Genomic DNA, 26764 nt, shown 5'->3' with positions numbered 1-26764 from the left:
GCGCAGGTTTCCTTTGCCTGACCTCCTTCAGCTGGTCGAGCTGGCGCGCAGCACCTTCTACTACCAGCTAAACGCTCAGCAGAAGCCAGACCGGCATGCTGAGCTCAAGGCATTGGTGCATCGCGTTTACCACGAGCAGAAAGGGCTTTATGGTTATCGCCGTATCGCACTCGTAATCAGGAAGGAAAAGCGGGTGAACAAGAAGGTGATTGAACGGCTGATGGCTGAGCAGGGATTGAAATCAGTAGTCCGCCCCAAGAAATACCGCTCCTATCGAGGTACCGTCGGTAAAGTGGCAGCGAATGTGCTGGAGCGAAATTTTGTCGCTCAACGCCCAAACCAGAAGTGGGTGACCGACGTAACCGAGTTCAAAGTAGCTCAACAGAAGCTTTATCTGTCGCCCGTGATGGATTTGTACAACGGCGAAATCGTGGCCTACGAAATGGCCAGCCGCCCGTGCTATAGCCTGGTTGGGAACATGCTTGGTAAAGCGCTCGATTGCCTGGGAGAGAAACCGAAGCTCGTGCTGCATTCGGATCAGGGATGGCATTACCAGCAAGCGCAATACCGCCGTAAGCTAAGCGAACGCGGGATAAAGCAGAGCATGTCTCGAAAAGGCAATTGCCTGGACAATGCGGCCATGGAAAGCTTCTTCGGCACGCTCAAATCTGAGTTTTTCTATCTGAAGCGTTTCGAGAGCATTGATGAGCTGAGAACGGGTCTGGATGAGTACATTCAGTACTACAACCATGATCGCATCAAGCTGAGGCTTAATGGCCTGAGCCCTGTGGAGTACAGGGCTCAGGCTGTAGCTTAGAACTGTCCAACTTTTTGGGGGCAGTCCATTTTGTGGGAGCGGGTTTACCCGCGAAGAGAACCGCCCAGCTAGCACAAGAAGGATCTTCAATGTACCTGACCCACCGCCCGATCCAGCCCCGCGACATCCCCGCCATCTGCAACTTCCCGCAGGGCGCGGACGAGCTGTTCTATATGTTCCCCAAAGCCACCTACCCCCTCACCCCAGTCCAGCTGAGTGACGCCATCGCTCAACGCAGCGGCTCCACGGTGGTGGTAGACAAGGGCACGGTCCTAGCCTTCGCCAACTTTTACAAAGCCGAACACGGCGGCGTGTGTGCCCTGGGTAACGTCGTCGTGGCGCCCGCCGCCCGCGGCCGAGGCGTGGCGCGCTATCTGGTGACCGCCATGATCGACCTGGCCCGCCAGCAATACGCCGCCCGGGAGGTCTGGGTGTCATGCTTCAATCACAACACCGCAGGCTTGCTGCTCTATCCGCAACTGGGCTTCATGCCGTTCGGTATCGAGGAGCGGCAGGCGTGGGATGGCACGCGGGTGGCGTTGGTGCAGATGAAGCAGCTGCTCAGCTAACGGGCCCGGTCTAGCCGGGTCAGACTTATCTCATCATTTCAGCTTCTAAATTCCTTGCAACATTCGGCACGCGAACCTTCGGCGCCCCTCGACGTCCGATCCTGCATCCCCCGCGTTCCGAGGTACCCCCGCGTGAAAGACGTCATCGCCCGCAAGTACCGCCTGGTGGTGAAGACCATCGGCTACATCGGCTGGTCGCTGTTCTGGCTGCTGATCTGGGATGTGCTGGTTACCATCGACTTCATGCTGTTCTTCAACAGCAAGTTCAGCCTGCCGCTGATCCCGTTGACTTTGCTGGGTTCGGCACTGGTGGTGCTGGTGAGTTTTCGCAACAGCAGTGCCTACAACCGCTGGTGGGAGGCGCGTACGTTGTGGGGCGCGCTGGTGAACAGTTCGCGCAGCTTCGCACGGCAAACGCTGACCCTGATCGATGACCCGGACGACGGCCTCAACCCGGTCAAGGCGACCCTGCTGCGTCGGCATATCGCCTATGTGAACTGCCTGGCGGCGCACCTGAAGGGTGAGTCGTGCCCGGACGAGTTGATGGCCTTTATCCCGCCAGCCGAGTTTGAAAGGCGCAACCGCTCGAACAATTTCGCCAACGACATCCTCGGCGGCTCAGCGGCCTTGCTGGCGCGGGAATACCAGGCCGGGCGGCTGGACAGCATTCGCCTGGCACGGCTGGAGTCGACGCTGGTCGACCTGTCCAATGCCCAGGGTGGCATGGAGCGGATCGCCAATACACCATTGCCCTACCCTTATGTGTACTTCCCGCGGCTGTTCATCACTCTGTTCTGCCTGATCGTGCCGGTAGGGTTGGTGGAGTCGCTGGGCTGGTTCACGCCACTGGCTTCGACGGTGGTGGGGTTCATGTTGCTGGCGATTGAGCGGATAGGGACAGATTTGCAAAGCCCGTTCCGGTTCAGTGAGCACCAGATCCAGATGGATACCATTTGCGAAACGATCGAGCGCAACCTGGAGTCGATGCAACGGGAGGCGCAGTGTGCCGAAGCTGTGGATGCATGAGGGCTGCGGGGCGGAAAAGCAGCCCCGGCTATCGGTCAGGCACGCACATAGCGCTGGCGCAACACATCACTCAACATATCCACCAGCAATACCAGCACCAGCATGCCGATGATCACGGTGCTGGCCTGAGCCTCCTGGAACAGGCTCAACGTGGTGTACAGCATCTGCCCCAGCCCGCCCGCTCCGACAAACCCCAGCACACTGGCCATGCGGATGTTGTTCTCCCAGCGATACAGGCTGTAGGCCAGCAACTGCGGCCACAGGTTGGGCAAGGTACCGAAGCAGAACGCTGCGACCTGGCTACCACCCTGCAAGCGGATCGCCGCCGCGGGTTCCGGCGGCGCGTTCTCCAGCGCCTCGGCGAACAGCCGCCCCAGCACCCCTGCGGTGTGCAGCGCCAAGGCCAGGGTACCGGCATTCGGCCCAAGCCCTGCAGCCAGCACGGTCAGCGCCGCCCACACCAGTTCCGGAATGGCCCGCAAGGCATTGAGCAGCAAACGCGCCGCCCCCTGCAACGGCCAACCGAAGCGACCCGCCGCCGGCAGTGCCAGCAACATCCCCAGCACCATCGCCAACAAGGTGCCCAGCCCGGACATGGCAAGGGTTTCCAGCGCCCCGCGCCACACCGCCTGCAAATGCCCCGGCGAAAGGTCCGGGTGCAGGAAGCGCCCGGCATACTCGCCCATCTGCGCCAGTCCGCCGTTACCGACCAGCGCGTGCAGGTCCAGCTGCAGGTAGGCAAATGAAGCCACCACCGCCGCCACGATGGCGCCCAGCAGTAGCAGGTTGATCACCCGATTCATGCCAACCTCCAGCGCAGCAGGCGGCTGAGCAGGTCCGCCAGGATCACCAGCAGCAGGAACATCAGCAACATGCTCGCCACCTCGCCACCAGCGAACATGCGCATCGACAGGTCGATCTGCTGCCCCAGCCCGCCAGCACCGACAAAACCCATCACCACCGAAGCCCTCACCGCGCACTCCCAGCGATACACGGTGTACGACACCACCTCGGAGGAGGCATTGGGCAGGATGCCGTAGAGAAACGCCGCCAACCGGCCGCTGCCCGCCTGCAACAAGGCATGGGCCGGGCGCTGGTCGACCGACTCGAAGATCTCGGCGTAGACCTTGCCGAGCATGCCGCTATAGGTGATGGCGATGGCCAACACGCCTGCCGTCGGCCCCAGGCCCACAGCACGCACGAACAACAACGCCCAGACGATCTCCGGCACGCTACGCAGGAAAATCAGCAGCCCGCGCACCGGCAGGCGCAAAAAGCGTGACCAGAACCCCGCGCGCCCCCCGCGTGAGGCCGCACCCAACGACAAGGCGCGGCTCGCCAGCAAACCGGCCGGGATTGCCAGCAACAACGCCAGCGCCATGCCGGCAGTCGCCACGGCCAGTGTCTGCAAGGTGGCTTGGTACAACAATGCAAGGAACTCGGTATCGTGCGCCGGCGGCCAAAAAGCACGTGTGAAACTGGCGATTTGCTGCCGGTTCTCTGCCTGCAGCAGCACCGCGGGGTTCAGCTCGCTCAACTGGACACCAGGCCACAGCACCGCTACGGCCAAAAGGGCCAACAACAACCGCGGCACTAAAGCCGGGTCGCGCGCGTCAGCCTTCAGCATCGCGGAATCTGCACGGTCAGGGCCGGCCCCTGGGTTGGCGGCGAAGCCAGTTGTTCATTGGCGTACAACGCATCCAGCAACTGCTGGGTAACGGCTTCCGCCGGGCAGTCGAATGCCACCTGCCCCTCGCGAATCCCGATCACCCGCGGGAAGTGCGCCAGCGCCAGCTCCACCGCATGCAGGCTCGCTATTAGGGTTACGCCGTTGGCCTGGGCATAGCGGTTGAGCAACGCCAGGCTGTGGTCGGCCAACACCGGGTCCATGGCCGACACCGGCTCATCGGTCAGCAGCAGCTGCGGCTGCTGATACAACGCGCGGGCAATGCCGACCCTCTGCAACTGGCCACCGGACAATTGCCCACACTGCACGAACAGCTTGTCGGCCAGCCCCAGCTCGGCCAACACCTGCCGCGCGCCTGCTACATCGCTGGGGTACAACAGGTTGAGCAAGCCGCGCAGCACACTCCACCGCCCCAGGCGCCCTGCCAGCACCGCAGTGACTACCCGCTGGCGCGGCGGCAAGGGCGGCGCCTGATGCACCAGCCCTACCCTTGCACGCAGGCGTTGGCGCGCCCGGGCCGATAGCGCCCAAGGCTGCTCGCCGAGCAGTTCCAGGCGCCCGCTGCCGGGCTGCACAGCCGTCGCCATCAGGTGCAGCAAGCTGGACTTGCCCGCCCCCGACGGGCCAATGATGGCGACGCGTTCGCCCTGCTCGATGCGCAGGTTGACCGCATCAAGTGCGCGTACCTGGCCATGGCGCAGACTGGCGCCGTACAGGTGGATGGCCACATTCAGAGCTGTCACTTGAGCAGGCCGGCCTCGCGTGCAGCTTGCTCGGTGCCGGCGTAGTTCTCAGGCTTGGTCTCGATGAAGCGGCTGGCGGCCTGCAGATCGAGGATTGCCTTGTGCTCCGGGTTGGCCGGGTCGAGGTCGAGGAAGGCCTTCTTGATCTTCTCTTTCAGCGCCGGGTCCATGTTGCCGCGCACGGTCCAGTTGTAGTCGAAGTAAGTCGGGGTGGTGGCAAACACCTTCACCTTGCCGGTATCGACCTTGCCGGCATCCACCAGCTTCTGCCACACGCTGGCGTTGAGCACCCCAGCGTCAACCTTGCCCGCCTGCACCCAGGCCACGGTGGCGTCATGCGCGCCAGAATAGGCCACGCGGCTAAAGTAGTCTTCAGGCTTGATGTTGTCCTGCTTGAGCATGAAGTAACGCGGCATCAGGCTGCCCGAAGTGGACGAGATCGAGCCGAAGGCAAACGACTTGCCCTTGAGATCGCTCAGGCTTTTCACATCGGGGTTGGCGGTGATGAACTTGGAGGTGAACTGCGCATCCTGTTCACGCTGCACCAGCGGCGTGGCAGTCGGGTCCTTCAGGTGTACCTGGACGAATGTGAAGCCACCCAGCCAGGCCAGGTCCAGGCGGTCGGAGGCCAGCGATTCAACCACCGCTGGGTAGTCGGCCACCGGTACGAACTTCACGTCCATGCCCAACTGCTTGGCCAGGTACTCGCCCAACGGCTTGAACTTGCGCTGCAGCTCGGTTGGCGCTTCGTCTGGGATGGCGCTGACCCGCAGGGTTTCAGCGGCCTGGGCGACAACGGCACAGCAGGACAGCACGAGGCCGGCGGCGAGCGCCAGTGGGCGTTTGAGCATGGGTGTTCTCCGGTTCAATAGCGGGACAATGCCAACAGATGCGCCGACAATTCCGCCGACACCGGGAATTATAAGAGGCACAGGCGCAAAGGCCAGCTTTGCTACAATCGCGCAACAATTTGACCTGCTGAGGTACGTATGAGCGAGCCGATTCGCCTGACCCAGTACAGCCACGGTGCCGGCTGTGGCTGCAAGATTTCCCCCAAAGTGCTGGACGTGATCCTCGCCGAAAGCGGCACCCAGGCCCTGGACCCTAAACTGTGGGTCGGCAACGCCTCGCGCGACGATGCCGCCGTGTACGCGCTGGACGAAGAGCGCGGCGTGGTCTCGACCACCGACTTCTTCATGCCGATCGTCGATGACCCGTATGACTTCGGCCGCATCGCCGCCACCAACGCCATCAGCGACATCTACGCCATGGGCGGCGACCCGCTGATGGCCATTGCCATCCTCGGCTGGCCAGTCAACGTGCTCCCCCCGGAAGTGGCTCGCGAAGTGATCCGGGGTGGCCGCGCGGTGTGCGCCGAAGCCGGCATCCCGCTGGCCGGCGGGCACTCCATCGACGCCCCTGAGCCAATCTTCGGCCTGGCCGTCACCGGGGTGGTCAGCAAGCGCCACCTCAAGCGTAACGACACCGCCAGCGCCGGTTGCCGCCTGTACCTGACCAAACCGCTGGGCATTGGCATCCTCACCACCGCCGAAAAAAAGGCCAAGCTGCGCGCGCAGGACCAGGGCCTGGCCCGTGACTGGATGTGCACCCTCAACACCCCCGGCAGCCGCTTCGGCAAGCTTGACGGGGTCAAGGCCATGACCGACGTCACCGGTTTTGGCCTGCTCGGCCACCTGGTCGAACTGGCGGAAGGCAGCGGCCTCACTGCCCACCTGGACTACGCCGCCGTGCCACGCCTGCCCAGCGTCGAGTACTACCTGGCCGAGGGCTGCATCCCCGGCGGCACCCTGCGCAACTACGACAGCTACGGCCACAAGATCGGCGCCCTCGGCGACGAGCAGAAGCATCTGCTGTGCGATCCGCAGACCAGCGGCGGCCTGCTGGTTGCGGTTACTGCAGAGGGTGAAAGCGAGTTCCTTGCCGTGGCGGCAGAACTGGGCTTGCAACTGGCACCGATCGGCACGCTGGTCGAGCGACAGAGCCACGCGGTCGAGGTGTTCTGATGCGCCACGACTGCACCGACTTCCGCCAGCTGTTCCTCGACGACGTGCCGATGATGGACATGCGCGCGCCCGTCGAATTTGCCAAGGGCGCCTTACCCGGCGTGGTCAACCTGCCGCTGATGAACGACCAAGAGCGGCAAAAGGTCGGCACCTGCTACAAGCAGCAGGGCCAGGCCGCCGCCATCGCCCTGGGGCACCAGCTGGTCAGCGGCGCCACCAAGCAGGCTCGCCTTGAGGCCTGGGCAGCGTTTGCCCAGGCCCATCCTGAAGGTTACCTGTACTGCTTCCGTGGCGGCCTGCGTTCGCAGATCGTGCAAGGCTGGCTGCGCGATGAGGCGGGTATCCAGTACCCGCGCGTCAAAGGTGGCTACAAGGCCATGCGGACCTTCTTGCTGGAAACTACCCAGCAGGCCGTGGAGGAATGCGATTTCGTGCTGGTGGGCGGCCTGACCGGTACCGGCAAGACCGATGTGCTGCACCAGTTGGCCAACGTGCTGGACCTGGAAGGCCATGCCAACCATCGCGGCTCCAGCTTTGGCAAGCGTGCCACCGCGCAGCCGGCGCAGATCGATTTTGAAAACCAGCTGGCAATCGACCTGCTGAAGAAACGCGCCCAAGGTATCGAACAGTTCGTGCTGGAAGACGAAGGCCGCATCGTCGGCAGCTGCACGGTGCCGTTGGCGCTGTACCAGGGCATGCAGCAGTACCCGCTGGTGTGGCTGGAAGACAGCTTCGCCAACCGCGTGGAACGCATCCTGCGCGATTACGTGGTCAACCTGAGTGCCGAGTTTGTAGCCGTACATGGCGAGGAAGATGGTCGCCGGCTGTTTGCCGAGCGCATGCTGCAGAGCATGGCCAACATCTACAAGCGCTTGGGTGGCGAGCGTTACCAGCGGCTGTCAGAGATCCTGCGCGAAGCGCTGGAAGAGCAGCAGCGCAGTGGCGCGGTGGATATGCACCGGGGCTGGATCGAAGGCTTGCTGACCGAGTACTACGACCCGATGTATGCCTACCAGCGCGATGCCAAGGCAGAACGTATCGAGTTTGCCGGGGATGCCGTGGAAGTGCGTGAGTACCTGAAGGCCCGGGCGCTGCGCGAGCCGCGCAAATAGAACCAGCACCCTGCAGTCCCTGTAGGCGCAGGTTTACCCGCGAAGAAGGCGAAGCGGTGCATGACACCGGGTTTGCCGGTGTTCGCGGCTGAACCCGTGCCTGCAGAGGTGAGCCAATCATGCCTGAATAGGCGCTACTGCCCAGGGCTAAGCACCCGCTCCAGCTCCGCCGCGCGGTCGCGGGTCATGTCCATGATGCAGGTGCCACCTTCCAGCTGCGCCATGGTGCCGCCACTGGCCTGTACATGGAACTGGCAATTGCCATCACGGTAGGCCAGCCACTTGCGCTGCACATCCCGCAGGCTCTTCTGCTGCCCCGCATCCAGCTTGCCCATCAACTGCTTGTACACCCGGTTCAACCGCTGATCCTGCACTTGCGTTTCGGCCCCGATGCACGCGCTCATGGCCACGGTGCTGGAGGCCTTATCCATGCACTGCCCGTAAGCCGCCGTGTAATCGTCCGCCACTGCCAAAGGCAGCACGCAGGCCAACGCCAGGCCTGCCAGGTAATGCTTGATCATGCTAACCCTCCTTGTGGGTATCAAAGTGTCTGCGGCTGCTCCGGCGGCATCAACACCTTGCCTGGCTCGAAGCGCAACGATGGCATCTGCGTGGCCGCATACAACGTCACACCCAGCGCCGCGATCAAGGCCACATCAAGCCAGCTCCAACCGGGCATGTCATCCGCGCTGCGGGCCTTCCAGCAATGCCAGGCCTGGCCAATGCAGAATACCCCCATTGCCCCCAACCACAGGTAGAAGCCCGCCCCGAAACCGGTCAGGTCATGGAATTCATAGGTCTGGTTATCCGGCAGTCGGGTAATGCCGAAGCTGGTGGCCGCAAGGTACGTAGCGGCCAGACCCGCCAGCAATGCAAGGCGGCGAAACCGCCGATGAGCTAGGACGGCCAAGGCCAGCAGCGGATTGGCAAACCATTGGTGCAAGCCGAAAGGCACACCCCATGGCCCGTACAGCAGCATCTGCAGGGCCGGCATATGACGCTCGCCGCTCATCAGCGCGCCATCGAAGAACAGAGCGAGCAAATACAACAGCAGGCTGATGCTTAGGTAGAAAACGGGCAAAGGGGATTCCTGAGAGAAACGGGACAGCCTACGACCTTAACCCAGGCCCAGCCCCGCTTCCAAACCCTCAATAGGTGCCGCGCAGGGTCACCATGAAGTTGCGTGGCTCACCATAGTAGTTGCCATAGGTCGAAGTACCCACGGTTTCGTAGTACTTCTTGTCGAACAGGTTGTTGCCGTTGAGCGTGACGTTCCAGTGATCATCGACACGGTATTCGACCAACGCGTTCCAGATCGCATAGCCGCTCTGGTCGAAGTCGAACGGGACATTTCGCTCAACCAGCGCGCCGCTGCTGTCGTAGCGATTCACTGTACCGCTCATGTACGTGGCGCTTTGTACCTGCACGCCGCCGCCGACCTTGAAGTCGCTGAGGATACCCGGCAGCCGGTAGGTGCTGTACAGCTTGAACAGGTGCTTTGGCATCACCGTGCTCAGCGGCGCATCGGCGCTGCGGTTACGGTTCAGGTTGAAGGTGTAGCCCCCCACCAGCATCCAGTCTGGCAGCAGCTCGCCAGACAGCTCCATGTCGATGCCCTTGCTCACCACCTTCCCGTTGGACACATAGCAGCAGCTGCCCGAGAAGCCGGCGTTGGTGGCCAGGAAGTTCGGGTCTTGCACCGCTTCGTTTTCGCGGGTGCTGTAGTACAGCGCCACGCTGGCGTTGAGTGCGCCATTGAACAACTCACCCTTGAGGCCGGTTTCGTAGGTTTTGCCGGTCATGGGCTCGAGCGGCGAACCGCTTTGCGCAGGGCCGCTGATTCGGCTGGACTGCGGTTTGTAGATTTCCGAATAGCTGACGTATGTCGACCATTGATCGTCAAGGTCGTAGACCAGGCCACCGAACGGGGTGACCTTCGTGCCTATACGCTGTTCCGGGCTGGAGATACTTGCTGGCGAGGTCAGGTTGTTGGTGTAGGTCTGCCAAAAGTGGAACCGCTGCGCACGTGCTCCGACAATCAGGTGCAAGGGTTCGGCCAACTGCAACCGCAGGCTGCCGTACAGGCCGTACTGACGTTGCGAGTTGGGGCTGTAGTCGCGCTTGTAGTCACGCCCATTGCCGGGGTCGTCGAACGCCGAGCTGTCGGGATCGAACACGTTGGCGGGCGCGCCCGACGCGGCATAAGGCGCAGTGCCCAGCCACCGGCTGTCGATCTTCTGGTAGTCGGCACCGAAGACCACTTCATGGTCCAGACCAAAGGCCTGGAAGTGGCCAGAGACGTTACCATCATACAGGTGCTGCTCGTTCTCCTGGCGGGTCGAGGTGCCGTACCAGGTCGCTCCGGTATTGGTCACCGGGTCCACTGCATTCAGAGTGGTCGCCGTCTTGAACAGCCCAAGGTCCCATGTGTTGGTGTAGCTGAGGTTGAGCTTCCAGTCGTCGTTGAATCGGTGGTCCACCTTGGCGAAGTACTCGCGTGCGGTGGCGTCGAGGTAGGCCCACTTCTTGGTCAGGCCGGTATGCCGTGGCAGGTTCAGGTCAGCACCATTGCTGTAGCGCGGCACCGCGCTGTTGCTGCCGGTTTCGTGGGATTTGTTGTAGCGAGCACCGAAGGTGAGCATGGTGTCGTCCGTAACGTCCGCCTCCAGCACGCCATACACCAACGGCCGCTCGGTGGCGCGGTTGTCGGTGAAATACTGGCGATCGGTGTTGGACATCACCAGGCGACCGCGCACGCGGCCATCCCAACCCAGCGGGCCGGACAGGTCGAACTCCTGGCGATAGTTGTCCCAGCTACCGGCCGACAGGGTCAGCTTCAGCTGGTTAAAAGAAGTCGGCCGCTTGCGCACCATGTTGATGATGCCACCCGGGTCACCCGAGCCACCATACAACGCAGCAGTACCGCGCAGTACCTCGATGTGGTCGAACTCGGCCAGTTCGAAGATGTTCGACGAATAGAATGAACCCATCGCGGTGCCCAGCGCTTGCGGTGCAGCGCCGTCGATCTGCAGGTTCTGGATACTGAAACCACGCGAGAGGAAGTCCTGGGTGCGGAAGGTGGTGCTCTGGGTGACGATGCCCGGCGTCACTTTCATCGCCTGGTTGATGTCGGTCAGTTGCTGGTCTTCAATCAGCTGGCGGGTCACGATCGACACCGATTGCGGCGTCTGGCGCAGGCTGGTCGGGGTCTTGGAGCCAACGCTGATCAGGCCCGGTGCGTAGGAGCCGGTGTTCTCGGTACTCTGGCCCATGCCCTGCCCGGCTACTGTGGTCACGCCAAGTTCCATCGCGTCACTGCTCACCGCCGCTTGCGGCTCGGCCACCAGCCGGTAGCCGTTATCGCTACGCTCTACCCGGTACCCACTGCCGGCCAGCAGCACGGCAAAACCGCTGTCCACCGAATACAGACCATGCAGGCCGTTGCTGTGCAGGCCGGCCAGTGCTTCGGGGGTGAAGGCCAGTGACACGGCGGCTTGCTGGGCATAGCTACCCAGCGCCTGGGCCAGGTTGCCAGCGGGCACTTCGAAGCTGCGGCGGGCGGCCTCCTCGGCGACAGCCGGCAGGGCCGCAACGGACAGGGACAGCCCGGCACAGGAAAGGCGCAAGGCCAGGGCTAGCGGGCTGAGGACGGGGTGGCCAGGGAATCGGCGCATGGTGGATCGGCTCCTTGTTCTTGATCGGTTGGCCTCTTGTCTGACGGGCCACTGCGCAGAAGCGGAACCACCTGAATCAATTTTCTCGTGAGACGGGCTCGACCGTGGTCCACCAGCGGCCAACGCCCCCGATACGAATCGGCAGCGCCTCGGCCAGCAGACGCAGGGCCCTTTCGCTGTCGTCCAGAGGCAGCACCGCCGACACCTTGATCGCCTGCATTGCCTGGCGGTCGAAGCGCAGCACGCCACGGCGTTGCTCGGCCAAGGCATCGAGCACCTGATCGAGCGGTACGCCTTCGGCCACCAACTGGTGATGCTGCCAGGCCCGATCGACCCGCGCCGGGTCGATGGCAGGCAACGGGCCAAGCCCTTCACGCGCCACCCATGCCCGCTCGCCCGGGCCGACGACCAACTGATCGCCGGACACGGCAGTGCGCGCCTCGACCCGGGACTCAAGCATGGTCAGCTCGCTGCGAGCGTGGCCTTGGCTGACCACGAAGCGCGTACCCAGAGCCTTGAAGCTGCCTTCGTCAGTCTGTATGACGAAGGGTCGCGTCGGGTCATGGCTGACATCTACCAGCACCTGGCCATGCAGCAGGCGGATGCGCCGCTCGCCAGTGCTGAACTCGACATCCACGGCAGAGTTGCCCGCCAAGGTCAGCTGCGAGCCATCTTCCAGGGTTTGGCTGCGCCACTCCGCCGGCGCGGTACGCAAGTCGGCCAGCCAGTCGCGCGGCGTTCCACCAGAAAGGCTCAGTGTGCCCAGCAAGGAGATTGCCAGGGCCAAACCGAGCAAAGTGCGCCGAGCGCCCGAGCCTGGAGCCGAAACCTGTACGCCGGCGCGCAGCCCGGCGCCCACCGGTCCGCGTTGCTCGCGCAGTGCCTGCACCTGGCTGATCACCCCTTGCATGCGGCGCAAGGTGGCGCCGTGGCGTGGGTCGGCCTGTAGCCAGGCGTCGAACTCACGCGCCTCGTCGGCATCCAGCTCACCCTCGCCCAGGCACAGGGCCCATTCGGCCGCTTCCTGTTCGATACGCGAGGGATTCACGGTTCGGCAATGTCCAGCGTGCGGTGGCAATGGATCAAGGCCTGGGCCAGGTACTTGCGCACCATGCGTGGGGAAATCTGCAGGCGTTTGGCAATCTGAGGCTGGGTCAGGTCGTCCAAATAGTAACCGACGAAGGCCTCGCGCGCATTCAGGTGCAGGCCTTCCAGCAGGAAAGCGATCTGCTCCAGCGCTTCGAGGGTGATGAGGATGCTTTCGGGAGACTGGTGCCCTTCCAACGCATCGGCAGCTAAGGCAAGTTCGCTGAGGTAGGCCTCTTCGATTTGCTGTCGGCGCACCCGGTCGATCAACAGGCGGCGTGCAGTGGTACTGAGGTAGGCGCGTGGCTCGCGCATGCCCAGCAAGGCATCACGCGAGGCCAGGATGCGCACGAAGGTGTCCTGGGCCAGGTCGGCTGCGCTGTGCGAACAACGCAGCTTGCGACGTAGCCAGCTGAAAAGCCAGCCATGGTGCTCGCTGTACAGCTGTTCAAGCGGGTACGGGCTCGGTGAGTCGGCTACGGGCATGGGGCACCGGGACACAAGTGAGAATTGTTCCCGAATAGTAGCTATTCGCCGTAAGACTATGCAACAGGTGGTTCGAGCAACAAGCCGTAAATACCCGAGTCAGAGAGCTCACCAGCCACGCACCAGCGGGCCCGCAAGGTGCCTTCCAGCACAAAACCCTGGCGCTCGAGGGTGCGTGCCGAGCCTTGGTTGCGGGGGTCAATTTCGCCTTCCAGGCGGCGCATGTGCAGAGTGTGGGCGAGGTAGTCGATGAAGCAGGTCAGCGCTTCGTCCATGTAGCCCCTGCCCTGCACGGCGCTGGCCAGGCAGTAGCCGATTTCGCCACGGCGGGAAATGTCGTCGATGTTGAACAGCTGGACCATGCCGATCAGTTCGCCGTTGTCGCGGCGGTACATGCCAAGCTTGAGCTGGTCGCCATTGGCATAGGCTTCGCGGTCGGCGGCCAGGGCACTTTCGGCCTCGGCCAGGTCTTGCCAGGGTGCATGGTGCCAATAGCGCATGACCTCGGGGTCGGCCATGATCGCCAGCCACTGCGCGGCATCGGCATGGCGCATGGGGCGCAAATGCAGGCGCGGGCTGTCGAGGCAGAGGTCACTGGGGAAACTGCGGGGTGGGGTCACGCCGGATCTCCTGTCCATTGCTGGGGAGATGACAGTTTAACGTCATGTGGGGTGAGTGGGGCAGGTCTTGGGTTATGGGGTGTGTTTGAGGAGGCTTGCCTTGGGATTTTCAGGGGCGCGCAAATCGAGCGCCGCCCGCGCGGCGCATCGCGAGCTGGCGCTCGCTCCGTTTGTTTCGGGCCAGTTACGCCTGTGACAGGCGCGCGCGACCGCCTTGATTGTACGACGCGATATCGCGCCATGCGCCAAGAAGGCGCGCGTCCTTCGCTGGGATGACTGGCCTGGAAGACAGGCTCGCGAAAAACGCTCAGGCCACCTCAGCCCCATCATCCGGCCAATGCGGCTCGTTGGCCTCTGGCGGGGTCAGCGGCGGCAAACCATACGCCGCCCGCGCATCATCACAGCTTGGGTTATGCACCCCACCCTCCCAAGACGCGTCAAACTCGCGGCACGGGCTGGAACGGTTGGCGTAAATCGTACAAGCCACCTCTTTACCGATCTCGCCCTGCAGGCTGACGCAGCGGCAGGGCTTGGCATCGGTGCCAATCATGGCAACGCGGGTGGGATTGATCTGTACCACCAGGTCGTCCGGCACAACGCCCCCGGCAGACTGGCATTCGCCCCAGAAGAAGGACACACGGAAGTACCCGCAGCAGGCGCCGCAGTCAAGGCAAGGGTTATATTCGGACATGATGGCACGGAGGAAGGTTGTTGTTATCGGGGCTGGCCCGCCGCGCCATTTTCATTCCAAGCGGGGGCGGCTGGATAGAGGGGCAATGCAAAAAAAATTGCCGCTGATCCGGCCGCCCACCTCGGCTAGCAGATGGCCTTGTAAGTGGCAGCATCCCAACGCTGCAATGCCAGCCCTGCGCTCGGGTCGTAACCCTCGCCCCGCACTTTGCTGAAGTACGTACGCTGCTCACCACGGTGCACCAGACGGTCGTGCTTTTCGCCCTCGGTAAGGACCGTGTAAGACTCACTGCGCATGGCTTGGTACTGCTTTTCGGCAGCTGCCATGAGCTGGTGATACTTCATCAACTGGCCTTCGCCCAAGGCCAGGCACTTGTCCAGCTGCACACCCCAGCGCGTCAGGCAGACCTCGGCAAAGTGGCGAACGATCAACCCAGGTTCTGGCAGCACCTTGCCGTCGCTCGCGCCGTCAACCGAGGCGTTACCCACCAGCGTGGCATGCCGGCCTGGCATCGGATAGATACAGGTTCGCGTGGTACTCGCGACCGCAGGGATCACGCAGGCAAAACCTTTGGAACGCTCATCCCGCGAGTAGAAACCTACGTACTCCTTGACGTTGCCAGCCAACGTGACGCGGTCGGTTTGCACATTACCGACCCCTGGCACCGGGTCAATGGCAAAGATGTTCACTGGGATGCCGCGCAATACAGGGTCTTGGGCCATGGCGTTGGCCAGCATGTGGCAACTGATCCCTCCCCTGCTCCAACCCACCAGGTTCACCTGCGTGGGCAAGCGCGGCTTGCGGAACATGCTGATGATGCGCTCTTGCAGTTCCTGCGGCGTTGGATGACGGTCGCCGTAGTCGTAGTTGCGCCAAAACCACGACGCCGTGGTGGTAACGTCCGGGATCGGCACCCCGGCGGCTTTCAGCCGCTGGTACTCCTCTTCGTCGAGCTTGGTGCGCTGCCAGTTGCTTTCGCCCTTGATCACCTGCAGCACATGGTTGACGTTTTCTTCCCAGCCGCGGCCAAACAGCTGGCCGCTCCAGTTGAAATAGCCGCCGGGTTCGACGAACAGGGTGTCATCCTGAAGGTTGCCGCTGCCGGGGCCGTCTACGGCAATCCAGTGGGCGAACTCGCGGCCTTGGTCGTTGCTGGCCAGGGTCGAGACCAGCTCACCATTCCAGAAGTTGGGGTTGGCATCGTCGAAACGGTGCGATCCGGTGCCGCAGAAATAGGCGGTGAAGACACTCATGGGGATCTCTTTGGTGAGAAATGAGTGCTGAAGGTAGGAATATCGGGAGCCAGGAGGCAGGTGGAAAGCTAGCCCACGAGGCAATCGGGGCTGCGTCGCAGCCCCAGTCACCTTACTTGCGGGCCAACCCGTCGGCCCGGAACATCTGCCGGATCCCGCGAATAGCCTGGCGAATGCGGTCCTGGTTCTCGATCAGGGCAAAGCGCACATGATCATCGCCATAATCACCAAAGCCGATCCCCGGCGACACGCACACCTTTGCCTCGGCCAGCAGTTTCTTGGAGAACTCCAGCGAACCCAAGTGCGCATACTCTGGCGGGATCTTCGCCCACACGTACATCGAAGCCTTGGGGTTCTCGACCATCCAGCCCAGCTCGTGCAAACCTTTCACCAAGAGGTTGCGGCGCTGGCGATATTGTTCGGCAATGTCGCGCACGCACTGCTGGTCGCCTTCAAGGGCGGCAATGGCGGCTACCTGCAGCGGTGTGAAGGTGCCGTAGTCGTGGTAGCTCTTGATCCGCGCCAGGGCACTGACCAGCTCGGGGTTGCCGACCATGAAGCCGATCCGCCAGCCGGCCATGTTGTAGCTCTTGGACAGGGTGAAGAACTCCACCGCAATGTCCTTGGCACCCGGTACCTGCATGATCGACGGGGCTTTCCAGCCGTCGTAGACGATATCGGCATAGGCCAGGTCGTGGATCACCAGCACGCCATATTGCTTGGCCAAGGCCACCACGCGCTCGAAGAAGTCCAACTCCACGCACTGCGCGGTCGGGTTGGACGGGAAGCCGAGGATCATCATCTTCGGCTTGGGGATGGACTCGCGAATGGCCCGCTCAAGCTCGTTGAAGAAGTCCACACCAGGCACCAACGGCACCGAGCGCACCTGGGCACCGGCGATCACTGCGCCGTAGATGTGGATCGGGTAGCTGGGGTTGGGCACCAGTACAGTGTCGCCCTGGTCGAGGGTGGCCAGCATCAGGTGGGCCAGACCTTCTTTCGAGCCAATGGTGACGATGGCTTCGCTTTCCGGGTCGATGTCGACCTCGTAGCGTTCCTTGTACCAGTTGGAGATTGCCCGACGCAGACGCGGGATACCGCGCGAGGTGGAATAGCCATGGGTGTCTTCACGCTGGGCGACCTGCACCAGCTTCTCGACGATGTGCGGCGGGGTGGCGCCATCGGGGTTGCCCATGCTCAGGTCGATGATGTCTTCGCCACGGCGGCGGGCGGCCATCTTGAGCTCGGCAGTGATGTTGAAAACGTAAGGGGGGAGACGATCGATGCGCGCAAAGCGGCGCGGCGAACCTGGGTTGGCCATGGCTTCCTCTGAGGACGTAAGCGCCCGGAACCGTCCGAGCGACGTTGGCCGATGTGGCGGCCTGAATCAGAAGATAGTGCCGAAACAGGATGCCTGTAAAGGATAATTTCCTGTTTTGTTAGATTTTTTCAGATCTATTGTTTGAAAATCAGAAATTTATATTTCCTGCGCCGGCATCTTCGCGGGTAAACCCGCTCCTACAGGTAAGGCGCAAGTCTCCGGGGCTGTGGGGAACCTGTGGGAGCGGGTTTACCCGCGAAGCGGCCGGCACAGGAAAAATACCCAAAAAAAACCCCGGCACAGTGGCCGGGGTTTTCGTGAAGCAGGCAGCAGTTTCAGCGTGCGTAGGTCATCAGCACGTCCGCAGCGGTCTGGCTGTCCACGCCCATCATCACGCTCAATGCAGTGACGGTAAGGATGGAGAAGCCGAACACCTTGCGGGCCCACTTGCTATCGTCTTCAGCCTTGTAACCACCCCACGCCATGTACAGCCAGTACAGGCCCATGGCGGCTGCCACGGCCAGGTAGCCGAGGCCGGCGTAACCGCCGAGGGTAAGCATCAAGGTGGCAAGAACGAAGGCCAGTACGTACAGCACGATCTGCTTCTTCGCCGCGAGGACACCGCGCGCCACCGGCAGAACCGGAATGTTGGCAGCGCTGTAATCCTTGAAGCGGAAGATGGCGATGGCAAAGCTGTGCGGCATCTGCCACAGGCTGAACATCACCAGCAGGGTAACCGCAGCCAGGTCGAAGCTGTTGCTCACGGCGCAGTAGCCGATCACTGGAGGCATGGCACCGGACAGGCTGCCGACCAAGGTGCCGTGCACCGACTTGCGCTTCAGCCACAGGCTGTAGAAACCGACGTAGACGACGAAACCAATCAGTGCGCAGAACGCGGACAGCGGGTTGGCCTGTACATACAGCAGGCTGAAACCCGCCACCCCGAGCAGGGTGGCGTAAATCAGCGCGAGGGGCAGCGACATACCGCCCTGAACCATGACGCGGTTCTTGGTGCGCTCCATCTTGTGGTCGATGTCACGGTCGATGCAGTTGTTGAACACGCATCCGGACGCAACCACCAGCGAAGTACCGATCACCACCGCCAGGAACAGGGCGAAATCCACATGGCCCTTCGAGGCAAGGAAGAAACCGCCTGCCACGGAAAGCACGTTACCGAAAATGATCCCCGGTTTGGTGATTTGGATAAAGTGCTTAACGGACATGCAGTCTTACCTCACTTGGCCAACATTTCGAAGTGGATGCTGAACATGATCCACAGCGACAGGCCGACAAGCAGAGCGATCACCAAGGTGGTGAACAGGAACGTCGATACGTTGTTGCGTTGCTCTTTCGAGCGGTCCATGTGCAGGAAGTAGACCAGGTGAACAACTACCTGGATCACGGCCATGGCAACGATGATCAGAACGGTCAGGTTCTTCGGCAGGCTGGCGGTCATGGCCAGGCCGAACGGGATCGCGGTCAGGATGATCGACAGTACAAAACCGATCATGTACGACTTGACGCTGCCGTGATTACCTTCGTGATGAGTGTCGTGTGCGTTAGCCATTACAGAACTCCCAGCAGGTAAACGACGGTGAATACGCAGATCCAGACCACGTCCAGGAAGTGCCAGAACAGGCTCAGGCAGCTCATGCGGGTCTTGGCGGTCGGCGTGATGCCGTGCTTGTTGATCTGGTACATCATGATTGCCATCCAGATCAGACCAGCAGTCACGTGCAGGCCGTGGGTACCTACCAGGGCGAAGAAGCCCGACAGGAAGCCACTGCGCTGCGGGCCGAAGCCCTCGCCGATCAGGTGATGGAACTCATAGATTTCCATCGCGATGAAGCCTGCACCGAACAGGAAGGTCACGGCCAACCAGCCCAGTACACCTGCTTTCTTGCCATCAAACATCTTCAGCATGGCGAAGCCGAAGGTGATCGAGGACAGCAGCAGGAACAGCGTTTCAACAGCTACGAAATCGAGCTGGAAGATGTCGTGACCCGACGGGCCGCCGGCAAAACTGCCGGACAGCACCGCGTAGGTGGCGAAGAGCGACGCAAACAGGATGCAGTCGGTCATCAGGTACAGCCAGAAACCCAGTACGGTCATCTGGCCCGAGTCGTGGTGGTGGTCGTCATGCCCATGGTCGTGACCATGAGCAGCGCCGCCGTGCATTACTTGACTGGACATTGATTACACCCGCTCAAACGATTCGACACGTGCGCCGGCAGGCAGAGCACCTGCTTTGGCCAGCGCTTTCATACGCTCGCCTTCGATGCGCGCCACTTCTTCGGCCGGAACCATGTAGCCCTGATCGTCACGTGCAGCGTGGCGAACGAAGACAGCGATGGTTGCAACCAGGCTCGCGCCCACCAGCCACCAGATGTGCCAGATGAAGGCGAAGCCGAAGACGGTCAGGAACAGGCCCATGAACAGACCGGTAGCAGTGTTGCTCGGCATGTGGATGGCTTCGTACTTGGCCGGGGCCTTGTACGCAACGCCCGCTTCCTTGGCTTCGTGCCAGCAGTCCAGACCAACTTTCTCAGGCATGTGAGCGAAGTTGTAGAACGGAGGTGGCGAAGAAGTCGACCATTCCAGGGTACGGCCGCCCCATGGGTCGCCGGTCACGTCCAGGTTCTGGTTGCGGTCGCGGACCGAAACGAAGATCTGGATCAGCTGGCAAGCGATACCGAACAGGATCAGCACGGCGCCAACAACAGCTACGTACAGGTAGGGTTCCCACAGTGGGTTGTCGGAGTGGTTCAGACGACGGGTCATGCCCATGAAGCCCAGGGCGTACAGCGGCATGAACGCAACGTAGAAGCCCGACAGCCAGAACCAGAAGGCAGCCTTGCCCCACTTCTCGTTCAGGGTGAAGCCGAAGGCTTTCGGGAACCAGAAGGCGAAACCGGCGATGTAGCCGAATACCGCGCCACCGATGATCACGTTGTGGAAGTGCGCAATTACGAACAGGCTGTTGTGCAGGACGAAGTCAGCACCCGGAACGGCCAGCAGTACGCCAGTCATGCCACCGATGGAGAAGGTGACCATGAAGCCCAGGGTCCAGAGCATCGGTGCGGTGAAGCGCACACGGCCTTGGTACATGGTGAACAGCCAGTTGAACAGCTTCACACCGGTCGGGATGGAGATCAGCATCGTCGCCAGGCCGAAGAAGGTGTTGACGCTGGCGCCGGCACCCATGGTGAAGAAGTGGTGCAGCCATACCGCAAAGCCGAGGATGGCGATCGCGCCCGATGCGTAGATCATCGAGTGGTGGCCGAACAGGCGTTTGCCAGAGAACGTCGAGGTAACTTCCGAGAACACGCCGAAGGCCGGCAGGATCAGGATGTAAACCTCAGGGTGACCCCACGCCCAGAACAGGTTGACGTACATCATCGGGTTCCCACCAAGCTCGTTGGTGAAGATGTGGAAGTCCAGATAACGGTCAACAGTCAGCAGCGCGAGTGCAGCAGTCAGGATCGGGAACGAAGCGACGATCAGTACGTTGGCCCAGGTGCAGGTCCAGGTGAAGATCGGCATGTCCATCAGTTTCATGCCAGGTGCGCGCATCTTCATCACGGTGACGAGGAAGTTCACGCCGGTAAGCGTCGTACCCAATCCGGATAGCTGTAGCGCCCAGATGTAGTAGTCGACACCCACCCCAGGGCTGTACTGGATGCCCGCGAGCGGCGGATAGGCAACCCAGCCGGTCTTGGCGAATTCACCAACGCCCAGCGAGATGTTGACCAGCAGCACGCCTGCCAGCAGCAGGTAGAAGCTCAGGGAGTTCAGGAACGGGAAGGCAACGTCACGTGCACCGATCTGCAGAGGAACCGCCAGGTTCATCAGGCCGGTGAAGAACGGCATCGCCATGAAGATGATCATGATCACACCGTGAGCGGTGAAGATCTGGTCATAGTGTTCAGGCGGCAGGTAGCCTTCGGAGCCACCGGTTGCGGCAGCCAGCTGGGTACGCATCATGATGGCGTCGGCAAAGCCGCGCAGCAGCATGACCATCGCGACGATGATGTACATCACGCCGATCTTTTTGTGGTCGACAGTAGTCAGCCACTCGCTCCACAAGTAGGTCCACTTGCGGAAATAGGTGATAAGACCGACGACAGCGATACCGCCGAGCGCGATCATGGCAAGCGTCACCATGACTATCGGCTCGTGATAGGGTATCGCCTCCAGGCTTAATTTACCGAACATCTCTTACTCCTCTGCACCGGCAGCTGGTTGCATACTCGATTCCACACCCTTGGTTGTGGCCAGATCTTTGCTGCCTGCTTCTTCGTGGCTACGACCGCGGTTCATGCCTTCGTACTTGTCGACGATCAGCTGGAACTGCTCTGGCGAGGCCTCGCTATACAGCGCGACTGGGTTGTTTTCGCTTGGTTTGGCCAAGGCGTCGTATTCGGCCTTGTCCAGCTTCTTCGGCGACTGCTTAACCTCGGCGACCCACTTGTCGAAGTCTTCCTGGGAGGTGGCAGTAGCCTTGAATTTCATGCCGGTGAAGCCAGCACCGCTGTAGTTGGCGCTGATACCGTCGAACTCGCCGTTTTCGTTGGCGATCAGGTGCAGCTTGGTGGTCATGCCGGCCATGGCGTAGATCTGGCCGCCCAGGCCCGGGATGAAGAACGAGTTCATCACGGCGTCGGAAGTGACGCGGAAGTTGACCGGGGTGTTAGCCGGGAAGACGATCTTGTTGACCGTGGCAATGCCCTGCTCCGGGTAGATGAACAGCCACTTCCAGTCCAGCGCGACCACGTCGATCTGCACCGGCTTCACATCGGAATCCAGTGGACGGTACGGGTCCAGCTTGTGGGTGGAGTGGTAGGTGACGTAACCCAGGGCGATGATGATCAGGATCGGGATGATCCACACCGCGGCCTCGATCTTGGTCGAGTGCGACCAGTCAGGGGTGTAGGTGGCAGCCTTGTTGGAAGCACGGTACTTCCAGGCGAACGCCAGGGTCATGATGATCACGGGCACCACCACCAGCAGCATCAGGCCGGTAGCGATCAGGATCAGGTTCTTTTGCTCAATGCCGACCTGGCCCTTCGGGTCGAGCAGGGTCCAGTTGCACCCACTGAGTAAAAGCATGCCTAAAAAGGGCAATATGCCAAACAGTCTGGGGTAACGCTTTTTACTCATCTCACGACCTCTAGATCAGCTTGCTTCAATGCAATTTGTGTTTTGGTAGCCAACACTTCGTCCTGCCAAGTGAGGCATTTCGCGCCCGTACTCGCTCCTGCCTGGGTCCGACTGCAGGACCTTGGCTTCAAGCGGGTTAACGGTGCTTATGGTTTCGTAGGCAACAGGCCTGTACTTCAGACCAAGTCCATTTGGTGCGGGAAAACGCGGAGGGGGGTCCGCCCGGTATCGCCGTTGGGCGAAACTTGACGAAGTCAGCAAAAAGGAGCGCTGGGGCTTCCTTCAATCCTGCGACTCGCAAGCAGTGCCGAACGGAAATTGGGGGCGATTGTAGTTAGGTCGCCAACCCTTGACTATGACTTATTGAGCAACAGTCTTTTACAGAATCCGCAACAATGCGACTCAACAATTCAACTTCGCGACAGTTTGTCGCACCCCGCTTGCTAGCCCTCAAAGCCGCATTCTACAAGGCTTCGTGGTTGATCTGAATCAAGCGGGAGGCAACTTTTCGCTCTTCTCGTGCGCTGCAAAAGACCCGATGCAATTCGGGACTTTTGTCTAAGCCTGGCGTCGGTTGCGGTAGATGCCGAGCGGCACCAGCACAGCAGTCAGCACGAAGGCAACGAGCGCCCATTGCGCCAGTGACAAACCAAGAATCGGCGGGTACGGCGTGCTGCAGAAGCCGTCGACCTGGAATGCCAGCGGCCAGAGCTTGGCCAACGGCAGGTCATCGACGATCGGTTGCAGGGTATCGATGCCGCAACTGACCATGGGGTTGGCGAGTATATACACATGGTTGCCAGCCGCAACGATTCCGCCAATAGCGCTGAGCACCACCAGGGCTTCGAAGAAGGTCAGGCTACGGCGCCCCGGCATTGCCGCGGCGATGAAGGCGAACACGGCAATGAACAGCAGTGCATAACGCTGCAGGATGCACAACGGGCAAGGGGCCTCGCCCAGCACCACTTGCATGTAGAGCGCGCCGCCGATCAGCGATATGCAGATCAGGCCCAGCAGCACCAGAAAGCGCCGTTCCCGATTCAGGCGCGTTGTTTGTTCGATCATTCCCGGTTCCTTCGATGGATAGTGGCAGCGTGGTCCGCCCGCCTTGGCGCAAGTCTACACGCTGGGCAGGGCCAGTGAGTGTGCCGAGGAGGCGGCGTGATAGCGCTGCGCAGGGCTATCCGGTGTGGCTGAGACCGGCCGTAACGACGTCGGTTCAACGCCGGGCGGCAAAAAAACGGCTGCCCGAGTGCCGCGCAGGGGCATGCCCCTCGACACCCGGGAGTGAAGGATACCGTGATTAAAGGACGATTAACTATGAAAGCGCAGCGCGCCGGTTTCATCTTCCTTTATATATAGGCAGGAAGTAGTCACATAAGCCTGTGCCGGCCTCTTCGCGGGGAAACCCGCTGCCACAGGGCGCTATGCCAGTGGGAGCGGGTTCACCCGCGAAGGGGCATTACAGGCGCTACATCACGCCAAGGCCGCCGCCGGCCCGAAGAACTCGTAGCGGCTCTGCTGCTCCGGCACACCCAGGCCCTTCAGTTGGCGCTTGACCGCCGCCATGAAGCCCTTCGGCCCTAGGAAGTAGGCGTCCACATCACGCTCAAGTGGCAGCCACTCCGCCAGCAGGTCGGCGCTCAGCAGGCCCACGGCATCGGCGGCATCCGCGCCTTGCGCCTCGGCGTAGCAGTAGAAGCGCTTCAACTGCGGATGACGCGCCGCCAGCCCATCGACCCAGTCGCGGAAGGCATGCACCGCGCCATTGCGCGCGCAATGAATGAAATGCACCTCACGCTGGGTTTGCAGTGCAGCCTGCAGCATCGCCAGGGTCGGGGTAATACCCACGCCACCGCTGATCAGCACCAGCGGTTTTTCGCTGGTGGCCAGGGTGAAGTCGCCCGCTGGTGGGAACAACTGCAGGGTATCGCCAACCACCAGCTCATCGTGCAGGTAGCTGGAGACCTTGCCGCCCGCTTCACGCTTGACGCTGATACGGTATTCCTTGCCATCGCACAGCGCCGACAAAGAGTAGTTGCGACGCTGCTCGGCACCGTCAATGTCCAGCTTCAGGCCGATGTACTGGCCAGGTTCGGCCTTGAGCACCGGCTTGCCATCCACCGGGGCAAAGTAGAACGAAACGATTTCACTGCTTTCCTGATCGCGGCGCACCAGGCGGAACTCGCGAGTACCACGCCAGCCTCCCTCGGCCTCCTCCTTTTGCTTATACAAACCTTCTTCAGCGCCGATCAGGATATCGGCCAGTTGGCCATAGGCCGCCCCCCAGGCTTCGATGACTGCAGGGGTGGCGATTTCCTTGCCCAGCACTTCTTCGATGGCACGCAGCAGGCAGCTGCCGACGATCGGGTAGTGCTCCGGCAGAATCTGCAGGGCAACGTGCTTGTTGATGATCTGCCCGACCAGGCCGCCCAGCTGTTCCAGCTGGTCGATGTGGCGGGCGTACATCAGCACGCCGTTGGCCAGGGCACGCGGCTGGTCGCCGCTGGCCTGGTGCGCCTGGTTGAACAGCGGGCGCACCTGGGGATACTCGCTGAGCATCATTTTGTAGAAGTGAGTGGTCAGCGCCTCGCCGCCGCTTTCCAGCAGGGGTACGGTGGCCTTGATGATTGCACGTTGTTCGGCATTGAGCATTGCAACAACTCCTGAGCCTGGTGGCTTCAAATGACTGCCAGGGTCACTACAGCAATCGTGCCAACTTTTATGTTCATAAAAATCAATGACTTGAGCACTAACATGTCAAAAGGACACAGGGCGGCGTATAGTCATATCGACCAAGAGGAGTCCTTATGACTGCAAAGCCGTTACTCACTGCCCTGCTGCCCCTGGTCAGCGACCTGTCCCGTGACTTGTCCGATCAGGAACGCTATCGCCGGCTGCTGCAGGCCATGCGTGGCTTGCTGCCGTGCGATGCCGCCGCGCTGCTGCGCCTGGATGGCGAATGGCTGGTGCCGCTGGCGGTGGACGGCCTGAGCCCGGATACCCTCGGCCGGCGCTTCCGGGTCAGCGAACACCCGCGTTTCCAGATCCTCCTCAGCCGCCCCGAGCCCACCCGTTTCGCCAGCGACTCCGAACTGCCAGACCCTTACGATGGCCTGGTCAATGCCCCGGATGCCGACCTCGAAGTGCACGACTGCATGGGCTGCCCCTTGATGGTCGATGAGCGCCCCTGGGGCCTGGTCACCCTTGACGCCCTTACCCCCGGGCAATTCCAGAGCCTGGAACTGGATGCCCTGCAGGCGTTCGCCAGCCTGGCCGCCGCGACTGTGACCGTGGCCGAGCGCATAGAGCACCTGGCCCTGCGCGCCGAGGACGAACACCTTCGCGCCGAGATCTACCGCCAGGCCAGTGGCCAGGACAAGGAGCTGATCGGCCAGAGCCCGGCGCACAAACGCCTGGTAGAAGAAATTCGCCTGGTCGGCGGTAGCGACCTGACGGTGCTGATCACAGGCGAAACCGGTGTCGGCAAGGAACTGGTTGCCCAAGCCCTGCACCAGGCCAGCAGCCGCGCCGACAAGCCGCTGGTCAGCCTCAACTGCGCTGCCCTGCCCGACACCCTGGTGGAAAGCGAGCTGTTCGGCCATGTACGCGGTGCCTTCACTGGCGCGCACGGCGAGCGCCGTGGCAAATTCGAACTGGCCAACGGCGGTACGCTGTTTCTCGACGAAGTCGGCGAACTGCCGCTGGCGGTGCAGGCCAAACTGTTGCGTGTGCTACAGAGCGGCCAACTGCAGCGCCTGGGTTCGGACCGCGAGCACTGCGTGGACGTACGCCTGATCGCCGCCACCAACCGCGACTTGGCGGCAGAAGTGCGCAACGGCAACTTCCGCGCCGATTTCTATCACCGCCTCAGCGTATACCCACTGCAGGTGCCTCCGTTGCGCGAACGTGGGCGGGACGTGCTGCTATTGGCGGGCTACTTCCTCGAACAGAACCGTTCACGCCTGGGCCTGAACAGTTTGAGACTGAACAGCGACGCCCAGGCCGCGCTGCTGGCCTACGATTGGCCGGGCAACGTGCGCGAACTCGAGCACCTGATCGGCCGCTCGGCGCTCAAGGCATTGGGCCAGCACCCCGACCGGCCTCGGATCCTCACCCTCGAAGCCCACGACCTGGACCTGCGCGTGTCCTCACCCACCGCCAGCGCCCTGCCCTCGCCCGCGGCACCGCTGCCGGTCAGTACAGTGCCCGAAGGAGGCCTACGCGAAGCCGTCGATGTCTACCAGCGCGAGATGATCGAGGCCTGCCTGCAACGGCATCAGGAAAACTGGGCGGCAGCAGCGCGTGAGCTGGGCCTGGACCGCGCAAATCTGAGCCGATTGGCCCGCCGGCTGGGGCTTCGCTGAGGTTTACCTACAAAAGGATTAACTCAGAAAGCCATCTGGTTGCTTCCCGCCTGGCTGCTATATCTCCCTAACCACCCAAATCTCGACTGCCTGGTCGAGATCGTGCGTACAAACCCTGAAAGGGCTCT

26 protein-coding genes are annotated in these 26764 nt (G+C 61.8%); 6 read left to right on the top strand and 20 right to left on the bottom strand.

Going from position 1 to position 26764, the window contains the following annotated elements; genetic code table 11:
- From E8E68_RS20200 to E8E68_RS20190, 3 genes are all read left to right on the top strand, one after another.
- On the top strand, positions 1-817 hold an 817-nt coding region (locus E8E68_RS20200), incomplete at its 5' end, for an IS3 family transposase (RefSeq protein WP_280340259.1).
- 89 nt (positions 818-906) lie between these two features.
- Complete coding sequence (locus E8E68_RS20195; RefSeq protein WP_280344123.1) at positions 907-1386, top strand: GNAT family N-acetyltransferase; 480 nt, start codon at positions 907-909, stop codon at positions 1384-1386.
- A 132-nt stretch (positions 1387-1518) separates the two neighbouring features.
- Positions 1519-2412, top strand: coding sequence for a bestrophin family ion channel (locus E8E68_RS20190; RefSeq protein WP_110744944.1), 894 nt, complete (start codon positions 1519-1521; stop codon positions 2410-2412).
- A gap of 35 nt (positions 2413-2447) precedes the next feature.
- On the opposite strand, the gene phnE is transcribed toward E8E68_RS20190, so the two are convergent.
- Genes phnE through E8E68_RS20170 form a run of 4 tightly spaced genes read right to left on the bottom strand, consistent with a single transcriptional unit; the run spans position 2448 to position 5693 of the window.
- A complete protein-coding gene (gene phnE / locus E8E68_RS20185; protein WP_110744945.1) occupies positions 2448-3215 on the bottom strand; it encodes a phosphonate ABC transporter, permease protein PhnE in 768 nt (255 codons plus the stop codon).
- Positions 3212-4039, bottom strand: a complete 828-nt coding sequence (locus E8E68_RS20180) for an ABC transporter permease (protein ID WP_280344121.1) — start codon at positions 4037-4039, stop codon at positions 3212-3214. The genes phnE and E8E68_RS20180 overlap by 4 nt, the downstream gene beginning before the upstream one ends.
- On the bottom strand, positions 4033-4842 hold the full coding sequence (locus tag E8E68_RS20175; protein ID WP_280344119.1) for an ATP-binding cassette domain-containing protein: 810 nt from the start codon (positions 4840-4842) through the stop codon (positions 4033-4035). The genes E8E68_RS20180 and E8E68_RS20175 overlap by 7 nt, the downstream gene beginning before the upstream one ends.
- Positions 4839-5693 carry a putative selenate ABC transporter substrate-binding protein gene (locus E8E68_RS20170; protein ID WP_266028527.1) on the bottom strand — a complete coding sequence of 285 codons (855 nt, stop codon included), beginning with the start codon at positions 5691-5693 and terminating at the stop codon, positions 4839-4841. The genes E8E68_RS20175 and E8E68_RS20170 overlap by 4 nt, the downstream gene beginning before the upstream one ends.
- A gap of 138 nt (positions 5694-5831) precedes the next feature.
- Here E8E68_RS20170 and selD point away from each other — a divergent pair, with 138 nt between their 5' ends.
- Positions 5832-6866 (top strand): selenide, water dikinase SelD, encoded by a 1035-nt coding sequence (selD, locus tag E8E68_RS20165; RefSeq protein ID WP_280344117.1) that lies wholly within the window; start codon positions 5832-5834, stop codon positions 6864-6866.
- Positions 6866-7978 (top strand): tRNA 2-selenouridine(34) synthase MnmH, encoded by a 1113-nt coding sequence (gene mnmH / locus E8E68_RS20160; RefSeq protein ID WP_280344115.1) that lies wholly within the window; start codon positions 6866-6868, stop codon positions 7976-7978. The genes selD and mnmH overlap by 1 nt, the downstream gene beginning before the upstream one ends.
- 134 nt (positions 7979-8112) lie before the next feature.
- On the opposite strand, the gene E8E68_RS20155 is transcribed toward mnmH, so the two are convergent.
- The 16 genes from E8E68_RS20155 to hmpA all read right to left on the bottom strand — a co-directional run bounded on the left by E8E68_RS20155 (position 8113) and on the right by hmpA (position 24924).
- Entirely contained in the window at positions 8113-8499 is a 387-nt protein-coding gene (locus tag E8E68_RS20155; protein ID WP_280344113.1) for a lysozyme inhibitor LprI family protein, read from the bottom strand.
- A gap of 20 nt (positions 8500-8519) precedes the next feature.
- Positions 8520-9059, bottom strand: coding sequence for a hypothetical protein (locus E8E68_RS20150; protein ID WP_280344111.1), 540 nt, complete (start codon positions 9057-9059; stop codon positions 8520-8522).
- Between the two features lie 67 nt (positions 9060-9126).
- On the bottom strand, positions 9127-11652 hold the full coding sequence (locus tag E8E68_RS20145; RefSeq protein ID WP_266028533.1) for a TonB-dependent receptor: 2526 nt from the start codon (positions 11650-11652) through the stop codon (positions 9127-9129).
- 76 nt (positions 11653-11728) lie between these two features.
- Positions 11729-12700: a FecR domain-containing protein gene (locus E8E68_RS20140; RefSeq protein ID WP_266028534.1), complete on the bottom strand. Its 972-nt coding sequence runs from the start codon at positions 12698-12700 to the stop codon at positions 11729-11731.
- Positions 12697-13224, bottom strand: a complete 528-nt coding sequence (locus E8E68_RS20135) for a sigma-70 family RNA polymerase sigma factor (protein WP_266028536.1) — start codon at positions 13222-13224, stop codon at positions 12697-12699. Before E8E68_RS20135 ends, E8E68_RS20140 begins: the two co-directional genes overlap by 4 nt.
- Positions 13225-13280: 56 nt before the next feature.
- Positions 13281-13844, bottom strand: a complete 564-nt coding sequence (locus E8E68_RS20130; RefSeq protein ID WP_266028538.1) for a GNAT family N-acetyltransferase — start codon at positions 13842-13844, stop codon at positions 13281-13283.
- Positions 13845-14151: 307 nt separating this feature from the next.
- Positions 14152-14535, bottom strand: a complete 384-nt coding sequence (locus E8E68_RS20125) for a YkgJ family cysteine cluster protein (protein WP_003248590.1) — start codon at positions 14533-14535, stop codon at positions 14152-14154.
- Between the two features lie 125 nt (positions 14536-14660).
- Positions 14661-15788, bottom strand: coding sequence for a hypothetical protein (locus E8E68_RS20120; RefSeq protein ID WP_280344107.1), 1128 nt, complete (start codon positions 15786-15788; stop codon positions 14661-14663).
- 112 nt (positions 15789-15900) lie between these two features.
- Entirely contained in the window at positions 15901-17109 is a 1209-nt protein-coding gene (gene alaC / locus E8E68_RS20115; protein WP_201198563.1) for an alanine transaminase, read from the bottom strand.
- Positions 17110-17444: 335 nt separating this feature from the next.
- A complete protein-coding gene (gene cyoE, locus E8E68_RS20110) occupies positions 17445-18332 on the bottom strand; it encodes a heme o synthase (RefSeq protein WP_014861450.1) in 888 nt (295 codons plus the stop codon).
- A gap of 11 nt (positions 18333-18343) precedes the next feature.
- A complete protein-coding gene (gene cyoD / locus E8E68_RS20105) occupies positions 18344-18676 on the bottom strand; it encodes a cytochrome o ubiquinol oxidase subunit IV (RefSeq protein WP_003248599.1) in 333 nt (110 codons plus the stop codon).
- Entirely contained in the window at positions 18676-19302 is a 627-nt protein-coding gene (gene cyoC / locus E8E68_RS20100; RefSeq protein WP_029886722.1) for a cytochrome o ubiquinol oxidase subunit III, read from the bottom strand. The genes cyoD and cyoC overlap by 1 nt, the downstream gene beginning before the upstream one ends.
- A 3-nt stretch (positions 19303-19305) precedes the next feature.
- Complete coding sequence (cyoB, locus tag E8E68_RS20095) at positions 19306-21324, bottom strand: cytochrome o ubiquinol oxidase subunit I (protein WP_003248603.1); 2019 nt, start codon at positions 21322-21324, stop codon at positions 19306-19308.
- 3 nt (positions 21325-21327) lie between these two features.
- Complete coding sequence (gene cyoA, locus E8E68_RS20090; RefSeq protein ID WP_110744959.1) at positions 21328-22269, bottom strand: ubiquinol oxidase subunit II; 942 nt, start codon at positions 22267-22269, stop codon at positions 21328-21330.
- Positions 22270-22827: 558 nt separating this feature from the next.
- A complete protein-coding gene (locus tag E8E68_RS20085; RefSeq protein ID WP_110744961.1) occupies positions 22828-23334 on the bottom strand; it encodes a disulfide bond formation protein B in 507 nt (168 codons plus the stop codon).
- Positions 23335-23745: 411 nt separating this feature from the next.
- Positions 23746-24924, bottom strand: a complete 1179-nt coding sequence (hmpA, locus tag E8E68_RS20080; RefSeq protein WP_280344100.1) for an NO-inducible flavohemoprotein — start codon at positions 24922-24924, stop codon at positions 23746-23748.
- A gap of 155 nt (positions 24925-25079) precedes the next feature.
- Between hmpA and norR the strand changes: the two genes are divergently transcribed.
- Positions 25080-26636, top strand: coding sequence for a nitric oxide reductase transcriptional regulator NorR (gene norR, locus E8E68_RS20075; RefSeq protein WP_266028542.1), 1557 nt, complete (start codon positions 25080-25082; stop codon positions 26634-26636).
- The last annotated feature ends 128 nt before the right edge of the window (positions 26637-26764 follow it).

The sequence above is a fragment of the Pseudomonas sp. BN607 genome, from assembly GCF_029871175.1.
GTDB lineage: Bacteria > Pseudomonadota > Gammaproteobacteria > Pseudomonadales > Pseudomonadaceae > Aquipseudomonas.
This window is presented reverse-complemented; position numbering and strand designations above follow the sequence as displayed.

Bases quoted from the DNA above. Each gene is read 5' to 3' on its own strand.
- E8E68_RS20195 (WP_280344123.1), top strand. From the start codon at position 907: ATGTACCTGACCCACCGCCCGATCCAGCCCCGCGACATCCCCGCCATC.
- cyoD (WP_003248599.1), bottom strand. From the start codon at position 18,676: ATGGCTAACGCACACGACACTCATCACGAAGGTAATCACGGCAGCGTC.
- E8E68_RS20085 (WP_110744961.1), bottom strand. From the start codon at position 23,334: ATGATCGAACAAACAACGCGCCTGAATCGGGAACGGCGCTTTCTGGTG.
- cyoB (WP_003248603.1), bottom strand. From the start codon at position 21,324: ATGTTCGGTAAATTAAGCCTGGAGGCGATACCCTATCACGAGCCGATA.
- hmpA (WP_280344100.1), bottom strand. From the start codon at position 24,924: ATGCTCAATGCCGAACAACGTGCAATCATCAAGGCCACCGTACCCCTG.
- cyoA (WP_110744959.1), bottom strand. From the start codon at position 22,269: ATGAGTAAAAAGCGTTACCCCAGACTGTTTGGCATATTGCCCTTTTTA.
- cyoE (WP_014861450.1), bottom strand. From the start codon at position 18,332: ATGTCCGTTAAGCACTTTATCCAAATCACCAAACCGGGGATCATTTTC.
- phnE (WP_110744945.1), bottom strand. From the start codon at position 3,215: ATGAATCGGGTGATCAACCTGCTACTGCTGGGCGCCATCGTGGCGGCG.
- alaC (WP_201198563.1), bottom strand. From the start codon at position 17,109: ATGGCCAACCCAGGTTCGCCGCGCCGCTTTGCGCGCATCGATCGTCTC.
- E8E68_RS20120 (WP_280344107.1), bottom strand. From the start codon at position 15,788: ATGAGTGTCTTCACCGCCTATTTCTGCGGCACCGGATCGCACCGTTTC.
- mnmH (WP_280344115.1), top strand. From the start codon at position 6,866: ATGCGCCACGACTGCACCGACTTCCGCCAGCTGTTCCTCGACGACGTG.
- E8E68_RS20155 (WP_280344113.1), bottom strand. From the start codon at position 8,499: ATGATCAAGCATTACCTGGCAGGCCTGGCGTTGGCCTGCGTGCTGCCT.
- norR (WP_266028542.1), top strand. From the start codon at position 25,080: ATGACTGCAAAGCCGTTACTCACTGCCCTGCTGCCCCTGGTCAGCGAC.
- E8E68_RS20135 (WP_266028536.1), bottom strand. From the start codon at position 13,224: ATGCCCGTAGCCGACTCACCGAGCCCGTACCCGCTTGAACAGCTGTAC.
- selD (WP_280344117.1), top strand. From the start codon at position 5,832: ATGAGCGAGCCGATTCGCCTGACCCAGTACAGCCACGGTGCCGGCTGT.
- cyoC (WP_029886722.1), bottom strand. From the start codon at position 19,302: ATGTCCAGTCAAGTAATGCACGGCGGCGCTGCTCATGGTCACGACCAT.
- E8E68_RS20125 (WP_003248590.1), bottom strand. From the start codon at position 14,535: ATGTCCGAATATAACCCTTGCCTTGACTGCGGCGCCTGCTGCGGGTAC.
- E8E68_RS20145 (WP_266028533.1), bottom strand. From the start codon at position 11,652: ATGCGCCGATTCCCTGGCCACCCCGTCCTCAGCCCGCTAGCCCTGGCC.
- E8E68_RS20170 (WP_266028527.1), bottom strand. From the start codon at position 5,693: ATGCTCAAACGCCCACTGGCGCTCGCCGCCGGCCTCGTGCTGTCCTGC.
- E8E68_RS20180 (WP_280344121.1), bottom strand. From the start codon at position 4,039: ATGCTGAAGGCTGACGCGCGCGACCCGGCTTTAGTGCCGCGGTTGTTG.